Below are 8,377 nucleotides of genomic sequence, written 5' to 3'. Positions count from 1 at the left end.
TTGTCATCCATGACACCAGCTTTTAACCAAGCTCGGATTTGTCTCCGTAGGGTCGGGAATGTATTTAATTTTGATAGAAGAGTTTGGTGGTTGATTTTGTCGAAGCATTTACTAATATCCGCATCCAACACGAATTTACATCGCACACAGAACTTATGGTAATTTCTCCACCCTCGAATAACTGAACCGCATTTATTGATTCTTTCTTCGAGTGTGAATCGACTATTTTTCATCATTTTCTTCACTTTTGTCTTTATTACCTTTACGGACTTTTGACTCGGTGTAGAAATAAATTTACCATTGGGTTTGACTGAAAAAGCCCACCCAAGGAAGTCGAAACCCTCTGTACTCTGTACTAATTTGGTTTTTGCTTCTTTAACTTTCAATCCTCTAATTTCTAGGAATTGGTCAATCGCTTCTCGCAAGACTTTAGCATCATTATCTGGTTTAAGTACAAATACCACATCATCAGCGTAATGGAATCCATTTAATGCTTCCACCTGAATTGTGTTTCTTCTCTTACCCTTGATTCTATATCTAATTTGATGTCCTACATCTTCTAGTCCATGAAGGGCGATGTTGGCAAGCAGAGGGCTTATGACCCCGCCTTGAGGTGTTCCGGACTCGGAGTTTGGGAACTCTCCTTTTACTCCGGCTTTGATAGCTCTATAGAGTCCGATTTTTGCTGCTCTTGGTAGTTGGACGCTCCGCTTAATGAATGTGTGGTCGATAGCGTCGAAGCATTTTTCGATGTCTATTTCTAGGATTCTTTTCGTCAACCCATTAGCATTTCTATTTAGATTAATGTAAAGTCCATTTTGGACATCGTGACAGCTTCTTCCAGGTCTAAATCCATAAGAATTGGCGTTAAACTCGGCTTCTGCTGATGGTTCCAAGGCATATTTGAGAAGACATTGATAAGCTCGGTCAGCTATGGTTGGTATTCCTAATCCGCGTTTTGTACCATCTGCTTTGGGAATCCATACCCGTTTTAAGGGTCGATGTTTCCATTGCTTCCAGTTTTTCACCAGCACCTCATAGAGTGCTAATCTTTCAGCGGGTTCGAGGGCTTTCTTACCGTCCACCCCTGCGGTTTTTCTACCCATATTTAGCTGAGTTACTTGGCGAATTGCCAGCAACTTTGCTGCTTTGGAGTTTAATAAAAGTTTCTGAAGTTTACGCACTAGTCGTAAATTTTCATTTTTGTGAGCCTTGAAGATTCGCACTTGTAATCTGAAGACAATCTTCCGCAGCTTTCGCCAAGGAATTGTTTTCCATTTATCGCTCGGTTTTAAGTCCGTCGTCATAACATGATTTACGTGTTCTGAATCTATCTATGTAAACCGTAACCAGTTGTCTTCGAGTCCTGCCTCTTAGATTTTCGGTTACATCTTACCAACTCTTCCCGCTAAGTCTTATTTAATGACTCCATTCTTTCTAGTGGCTTATCCTAGATTCTCAACAGAAGGGTAAAAAGAGCCGTTTTATTCGTTCCTTAGTTTAGTTATTTTGCGGTTTTAGGTTCCTTCATTTCGCCCATCACTTCCCAGGATTGCAGCTAGAGCTAACATTCTTCTGCGGGACTTTATATGATTCTTCGTTATTTCTAACGAGGGTTTTTGGACGCTTTTTCAGAGGGTTCAGACTTAACTTAATCATTACACGCTTACCTGACGGGTATCTGCCTGTCTTTTGACTTTGCGGTTTCGTTATTCCCGTACTATTCCCAGCTTCACTTTTAGAGTTGTTCTCTCTATCTATATGGGTAGTTTTGGCATCACTCCATCCTGAGAGGGTAGGACTTGCTTACTTTTGGGTTTCAGCGCACCTACACTAAACTAAAGTTATCCTTACTTTCTTTTATGTTTCGGATGAAACAAAGGCGGCGTAAGGACTTCCATCCCCATAACTAGAGTTATGTTTTAGGAAAACGAACCGCACATTAGCAAAACCTCGGAGAATTGGGTTTAGTTTTGTGATTAAGGCTTCTTGTGTTGCTCCATCTAAGGCTTTAATTTCTTTGCCAATCCTTACAATCTTATAAAGTCTTGTTCGATGGCATCTTGACAACTTCTTCCCGATCTAAAGCCATAGGAATTTGGCTCGAACACGGATTCCCATTCAGGTTCTAGTGCATTTTTTATTATTGCCTGTTCGATTCTGTCGCGCACGGTTGGGATTCCGAGCGGTCTTTTCTTTCCATTAGGTTTCGGTATCTCCACCCGTCTGGTTGGTTTAAGGTTTCCCCCTTTCCAAGTATTTACCAGAATTACTCGTTGCTCTGGGGTATTGATAGTCTCCTTGTCAATTCCTGCCGTTGCTTTACCTTTGTTGGTCTGAGTAATACGTCGAACAGATAATAATAAGTTTGCGTAGCTTCGTTGTCTGTACGGCGTGGGCAGATAAGGATTCACACCTGAGTTTGGTGGGAAGGACTTGCACCTTCATCAATCGGATAGTTAAGCTAGTCTTTGAAGACTTGGCTCTAGTGGCTATTTACGGAATGAATACCGATATTTCCCACTAAACGAATCGCACTTTTATTGTTAGTTAAGGACGAGCGAGATTGTTAACGTTAAAGGAGCCAGCAAATACCGTTGCTGGATGTTTGATATTCTCGATCGGTTTGCGAGTATCAGTAATCAACCAATCCAACGAAGCGGCTTGAACATCGATCGTCGCACCATCTTTATCGACACAATATCGTCCGAATACTAATTTATCAGTTAGCTCTATGTCAGCTATGCGAGAATACTCAAAAATCACACTGTTATTGATGTGTGCGCCACTACAAATATGGCAGTTACGACCGATCATTGCGGGGCCAGTGATTTTAGCTCCATCTTCAATTTTGGTCATACCACCAATATAAACAGGGCCTGTAATATCTACTTTGTCCCAATTAACCGCCACATTAATTCCGGTAAAAACTCCTGGCATTACTTCAGTTCCAGGGATTGGTACGTTCTTAACTTTACCCATCAAAACACTGCGAATCGCTTGCCAATAGTCGGGGACTTTTCCAATATCTACCCACTGAAAATCCATGGGAATCGCATAAAAAGGCGCACCCATCTCTACTAATTTAGGAAATAGATCGGCACCAATATCATACTCTTGACCCGAAGGAATATAATTCAATACTTCTGGTTCAAAAATATAAATCCCTGTATTAATATTTGTACTCAGAGCTTCTTCTACTGAAGGTTTTTCTTGAAAGGCTTGAACCCGACCATTTTCATCAGTTACTACCACTCCATAGCTGGAAACTTCATCACGGGGTACCGATTTCGTGACGATTGTCGCTAGCGCACCTTTTTCTCGATGCCATTTAACAGCGGCGGTGAGGTCGAGATCGATCAGTGCATCGCCACACAACACCACGAAGGTATCATCAAAGAAGGGATAAAAGTCTTGAATCCGGCGCATCCCACCAGCCGAACCCAGAGCCTGTCCCTCTAATTCGCCATTTTCGCGGATCGTTCCTTCAAAAGAATAGGCAATTTGCACCCCAAATCTCTGTCCATCGTGGAAATAGCTTTCAATTTCCTTGGCAAGATGGCTGACGTTGACCATGATTTCGGTGAAATCGTGCTGCTTGAGCAAGTCCACCAAAAACTCCATCACTGGCTTGTGCAAGATGGGAATTAATGGTTTGGGGATAGTGTAAGTAATGGGACGCACACGGGTACCTTTCCCAGCAGCCAGAATCATTGCTTTCATATTAAATCTTGGATACCTAATTTCCCTAGTTTACACACTGTAGCAGCGATCGATTGTCACTTACACCACACTAAGCCCCTGTGAGAGGATAGCTAGTTCATCTCTACCGATTCTAGTTCCAGTCTACGGATTGTCAGGGTCTGATAAAAATCTGCTTGATGTAGTTCAACTTTCGATTGAGCTGATAATAGTAATAATGCCCAAAACACACCCACTCGATCGTGATTTGCTCCATGATGTTGTCCTGGAACGGGTGGAAACTTATCTGACCAGAGATTTACGAGGTCATCAAGCGTCCAGAAATCAGTCTCACTAGTATAGGTGACGAGAAACTCTGCCACAAGTGCCGCCATTTCGGTTAAATTCTCATCGTGAGCAAGTCCTGCAATGGTTTGGGTAGCTTGTTTCACCGACATCGCTTTGCTCCGAATCGGGCGACGGCGAGATGGTTCGGCGATTTTATCAGCAATTTGGCTGAGTTGCTGGATCAGATCTTGGAGCGTTACCGGACGAGTACGGGGCGGCGGAGATGTCAGGCGGCGGCGAATATGTCGCTCTAAGTTGCGGGGTAATCCAGATCCCGCGATCGGTTCAAAGTCCAACTCTTCTTCAATAAAGTCAAATTCCACTTGAGATTGACTCTGCTCTAAGCTCTGTGCTTTGAGTAAAACCAGCATCGCCGCCCACAAAAATGCTTGTCCAGATTGAGACAGGTTGGCTTGTTTGTGTGCCAGAGATGCGTCAGCTTGAAGGGGAAGCCTACTCAAGTGCAAATCGATCGCATCGATGACTTTGACATCCCAAGGATCGATTTCACCACGTTGAGCAAGATCGATGAGCATGGAAATCCCCATCTGTGCCAGGGTATGCGGATCGACTTGGGGTTCGACTAAAGGGGAGCTATCCCGTCGGGGGGTTGATACCATTCTTGGGGTGAGGGATTAGGGGTTAGTACGGTTGGAAGAGGCAGTTAAATCTAATGTGGTGTAGCTTAATTGGTAACTCTACATCAAATTCAGCATAATTAACGTTGCTAGCTCGGATATTTTATGATTCCGAGCTAGCAAAATCACGATTTTCTTAATTAACCCAAGTTGCTGGTTGAAGGTATGATGCTGGATTTTTAAAACTAATCCAGTCCCCCAGTCCCCCAGCCCCTACTCCACCCGATAGCCAAGTTCTGCCAAACGCAAACCAGATTGTCGCCATTTGGGTTGAACCTTGACAAATAACTCCAGATAAACCTTACCAGCAATCAGTTTTTGCATCTGCTCTCTGGCATTACTCCCGATTTGCTTGAGCATTTGTCCACCTTTACCAATCAAAATTCCTTTTTGCGAATCCCGTTCGACGTAAATTGTGGCTAATACGCGGGTGATTTTGGCATCGTCTTGGACGCGATCGATCGTTACCGCCACTGAGTGCGGTAATTCCTCCCGCGTGAGCAGGATGATCTGTTCGCGAATGAGTTCGCCCATGATAAACCGTTCGGGCTGGTCGGTGACTAATTCGGGTGGATAATAATAAGGGCCAATTTCGAGATTTTCACTCAGACTGGCTTGCAGTCGATCCAAACCCGTCTCAGCAACTGCGGAAAAGTTAACTACCTGCCAGTTGTGAGCTGATGCGAGTTCGAGATAGCTAGCATCGATCGCATCTAAATGAGAGCGGCTCAGATCGGTTCGCAAATCGATTTTATTGATACCCAGAATAATTGGCGTTTTGACATTTATCAGCAGCTCGGCGATAAACCTGTCCCCACCCCCAGCGATTTCTATCCCATCGACGACAAATAAGACGACATCTACCGCACCGATCGCACTTTGAGCATTTTTGACTAATACTTCACCCAATTTATGATGGGGTTTGTGAATACCTGGGGTATCGACAAAGATCATTTGCGCCGTAGCTGTAGTCAGGATGCCCTGTAAGCGGTTGCGAGTGGTCTGCGGGACTGGAGAGACGATCGCGATTTTTTGACCGATGAGCTGGTTCATCAGCGTGGACTTACCCACATTCGGTCTACCAATAATCCCGACAAATCCCGATCGAAATCCCTCTGGTGCCGCCGGAATCAATCCCACACCTAAATCCTGCGCTGCACTAGCCGCACTATCCTGTTGAGCGGCTAGATAAGCCTCGACTACAGATTTATCATTGGGTGTGACTGGTTGGGATCGATCGGTCATGGGATTCTCACTGGTGATTCTCCTTCAGATCTTACCGCAGTCGTCGCGATCGATCCTTCATCCACCAGCGCATTGGGCGAATCAATTAATGCCAGATTAATCACAACTTTATATCCTGCGGCGGCAATAGCTGGGTACTGCTCCACAGTGAGCTGTCCCGCAGTCACCAATCGATCGGATACCTGAAGAAAATTAACGATATCTGCGATTGTGACACTCACTAAATTCATCCCCATTGACTAAAAACATCCCGCACAAAATTGAGAATCGATCGATAATGTGGGTAACATAAAAGGGAGTACCTACTCGCCGACATCGCCTCCACACTAAATTATATGCGAAGCGACTTGAATCCGACAGCGATAATCGATCCCCGCCTCGACGAACGGCTTGCCCAATTTGCGCGATCGCCGCAAATTGGAGTCTGGAATCATCTCGATAAAGCACAACTGATCGAAGATATTCGCGACAGGCTGCACAATCCCTACCAAATTCAACAAGGAGAGCAGCCTTTTTGTGGCCCTGCTGCGGTAGTATTTGAACTAATTCGCAAACAACCCGATCGCTACATCAATATCTGTCAAAGTCTCTACGAGCATGGTAGTTTTGAAGGCTATACCAAAAAAGTCGTCGCCTCTGGCAGATTGTGTCGCAGTTATGGCAACCTGAGAATGCCACAAGCTGATTGGATGATCCTCGCTACCCTCCGCGATTGTGCAAATACGATCGTTCCCGTATATCCCAAAGCACCAAAACTAATTCGCGAACTCAGCGGCATCACCAAACCCTGGGAAATCAACGGCTGGGTCAAAGAATTACTCGGCTATCCTCATACCAAATCTCACCCGACAATCTTATCTGGTGAATTTCGCGCCTTGCAAGTAGCTGACAGCACGATTAAGGCTGGCGGCGTGGCATTTGGATTGATCAATTCTCAAGGTTTGCTCGGTAATAACTCTTTTCTCGCATCCCGTTTTCATCGGATCTTTCCCAACCATTGGGTGACGATCTTGGGTAATATCTCGATCGAACCACCAACCAAGATAACTAAAAATAAGCAAAGTCGAGTCCAGTTTGATATCTATTCCTGGGGTAGGAAAATCCATGTCAATGCCGAGGCATCAACGATTAAAGATTTTTTCTGGGGTGTAGCAGTCGGTAAGTCATTGGATGAGACTATTTAGGAGAATTTTGTCAACGCAGATTAGAACAAGCAATATCGAGATAAAATTGCCCTAAAAATTATTGACACCAATGCCGATATTCTAAGCGATCGATCGATCGCATTTGGATAATAACAATCCCACGATGCCTAATTTACTTGCTTCTGGCACCCAACAAATCGCGTGCATCCGATCCATCTCTGCGGGTAGCGATTTTGTGGTTTCCAGCACGTCAAGGTTGATGCCCAATCCGCTCATATAAGGAGTCAGGATGAAAGTATAGCTCAACGCGATCGCCAGCAGCATGACAGCACCTGCAAATAACTGCTGTTTATTCTCCGCACTCGACGGTGATTCCTGACTCCATGCCCAAATACTACTCAGTGCAACCGCCGCACATAACAACTCTACGCGGTTAAAAATCCAAAAAATACTATAACTAGCAGACGCAAATCCACTACTCTCCATCATCCCTGTCGTCCACAGCGTAGGCATGATGACCAAATCTAAAATCAAACTACCACTCAACCAGAAACTCAGACTAGCGATCGCCACATTCTGCCATCGTTTTGATGCAGCCTCTACTGTCGATAATCTGTTGTTGTCTCTACCGTTAAATGCCTGTGTCATGATATTCACCGTTCGATCGATCTCTTACCATTCAGAATAACTTATGAGATTGATAAGTAGTTCTAATTTTTGTGTTGCACTAAGCTCTGTGCGCTCATAAATTTGAGCGGAAGTTAGCGATCGACCACTTCTAAATACCGATCTTCTATCAAAAAAGAACTGCGATCGAATTTTACGACCCAATAGTTACCAGGTTTGCGATCGGTAATCAGTCCGATCGCACCTAGCTCAAGTCGGCTCGGCGACAGCAACATCGGCATCGGCTCGGCGGTCTTTAGATATGTGGGTAGCGCAGTAATCCTCACCGTTGCGCCAATGTTAAATTCTTGAGACATAATTTATTAATTATCAACTATTAGTTACTAACAGCGGTCAGATACTCATTCACCGTTAGTTTTAATTGTACGATTTTAAACCAATGTTCAGAGCAGCGATGTCACAAGCGATCGAACGCCCGCGTTAATTGGCAATTTTGAGAATCGATCGGCGATTGTCAAATCAATTTTGGCATGTGCGATCGATTTTCACAAATGTGTGCTACCATAATGAATGAAGATTATTTTCGGCTGTATGGTTCTTTTTACAAGCTTTTCTCCGAATCTAACTCTCTACACCTACAGGATTCTGGAGACAGCGATATGTCAATTTACGTCGGCAATTTATCCTACGAAG

Annotated in this window: 9 protein-coding genes; 1 reads left to right on the top strand and 8 read right to left on the bottom strand. The window is 44.3% G+C overall.

All coding sequences use genetic code 11. From position 1 onward, the window contains the following. The 6 genes from ACEW9J_RS23750 to ACEW9J_RS23725 form a co-directional block, all read right to left on the bottom strand. Nucleotides 1-1,307: reverse transcriptase domain-containing protein (locus tag ACEW9J_RS23750; protein WP_373547543.1), on the bottom strand; the 1,307-nt coding region annotated here is incomplete at its 3' end. 723 nt (nucleotides 1,308-2,030) lie between these two features. Beyond that, on the bottom strand, nucleotides 2,031-2,414 hold the full coding sequence (locus ACEW9J_RS23745; RefSeq protein WP_373547542.1) for a reverse transcriptase N-terminal domain-containing protein: 384 nt from the start codon (nucleotides 2,412-2,414) through the stop codon (nucleotides 2,031-2,033). A 136-nt stretch (nucleotides 2,415-2,550) separates the two neighbouring features. After that, nucleotides 2,551-3,723 carry a sugar phosphate nucleotidyltransferase gene (locus ACEW9J_RS23740; protein ID WP_373547541.1) on the bottom strand — a complete coding sequence of 391 codons (1,173 nt, stop codon included), beginning with the start codon at nucleotides 3,721-3,723 and terminating at the stop codon, nucleotides 2,551-2,553. Nucleotides 3,724-3,815: 92 nt separating this feature from the next. Next, entirely contained in the window at nucleotides 3,816-4,649 is an 834-nt protein-coding gene (locus tag ACEW9J_RS23735) for a segregation/condensation protein A (RefSeq protein ID WP_373547540.1), read from the bottom strand. A 231-nt stretch (nucleotides 4,650-4,880) separates the two neighbouring features. Further along, complete coding sequence (era, locus tag ACEW9J_RS23730; RefSeq protein ID WP_373547539.1) at nucleotides 4,881-5,912, bottom strand: GTPase Era; 1,032 nt, start codon at nucleotides 5,910-5,912, stop codon at nucleotides 4,881-4,883. Next, nucleotides 5,909-6,142 carry a hypothetical protein gene (locus tag ACEW9J_RS23725; protein WP_373547538.1) on the bottom strand — a complete coding sequence of 78 codons (234 nt, stop codon included), beginning with the start codon at nucleotides 6,140-6,142 and terminating at the stop codon, nucleotides 5,909-5,911. The genes era and ACEW9J_RS23725 overlap by 4 nt, the downstream gene beginning before the upstream one ends. Before the next feature lie 105 nt (nucleotides 6,143-6,247). On the opposite strand from ACEW9J_RS23725, the gene ACEW9J_RS23720 reads away from it, so the two are divergent. After that, complete coding sequence (locus ACEW9J_RS23720) at nucleotides 6,248-7,096, top strand: hypothetical protein (protein ID WP_373547537.1); 849 nt, start codon at nucleotides 6,248-6,250, stop codon at nucleotides 7,094-7,096. Nucleotides 7,097-7,177: 81 nt separating this feature from the next. On the opposite strand, the gene ACEW9J_RS23715 is transcribed toward ACEW9J_RS23720, so the two are convergent. Together ACEW9J_RS23715 and sipA are read right to left on the bottom strand one after the other, a co-directional pair. Further along, on the bottom strand, nucleotides 7,178-7,705 hold the full coding sequence (locus tag ACEW9J_RS23715; RefSeq protein ID WP_373547536.1) for a DUF4149 domain-containing protein: 528 nt from the start codon (nucleotides 7,703-7,705) through the stop codon (nucleotides 7,178-7,180). Between the two features lie 113 nt (nucleotides 7,706-7,818). Next, entirely contained in the window at nucleotides 7,819-8,040 is a 222-nt protein-coding gene (sipA, locus tag ACEW9J_RS23710; RefSeq protein ID WP_373547535.1) for a regulatory protein SipA, read from the bottom strand. Between the last annotated feature and the right edge of the window lie 337 nt (nucleotides 8,041-8,377).

Source organism: Chamaesiphon sp. (genome assembly GCF_041737865.1).
In the GTDB taxonomy this organism is placed as follows: Bacteria; Cyanobacteriota; Cyanobacteriia; order Cyanobacteriales; family Chamaesiphonaceae; genus Chamaesiphon.
Note: the sequence above shows the minus strand (reverse complement) of the source record. Positions and strands in the feature narration are given on the sequence as shown.

Bases quoted from the DNA above. Each gene is read 5' to 3' on its own strand.
- ACEW9J_RS23740 (WP_373547541.1), bottom strand. From the start codon at position 3,723: ATGAAAGCAATGATTCTGGCTGCTGGGAAAGGTACCCGTGTGCGTCCC.
- ACEW9J_RS23735 (WP_373547540.1), bottom strand. From the start codon at position 4,649: ATGGTATCAACCCCCCGACGGGATAGCTCCCCTTTAGTCGAACCCCAA.
- era (WP_373547539.1), bottom strand. From the start codon at position 5,912: ATGACCGATCGATCCCAACCAGTCACACCCAATGATAAATCTGTAGTC.
- ACEW9J_RS23725 (WP_373547538.1), bottom strand. From the start codon at position 6,142: ATGAATTTAGTGAGTGTCACAATCGCAGATATCGTTAATTTTCTTCAG.
- ACEW9J_RS23720 (WP_373547537.1), top strand. From the start codon at position 6,248: ATGCGAAGCGACTTGAATCCGACAGCGATAATCGATCCCCGCCTCGAC.
- ACEW9J_RS23715 (WP_373547536.1), bottom strand. From the start codon at position 7,705: ATGACACAGGCATTTAACGGTAGAGACAACAACAGATTATCGACAGTA.
- sipA (WP_373547535.1), bottom strand. From the start codon at position 8,040: ATGTCTCAAGAATTTAACATTGGCGCAACGGTGAGGATTACTGCGCTA.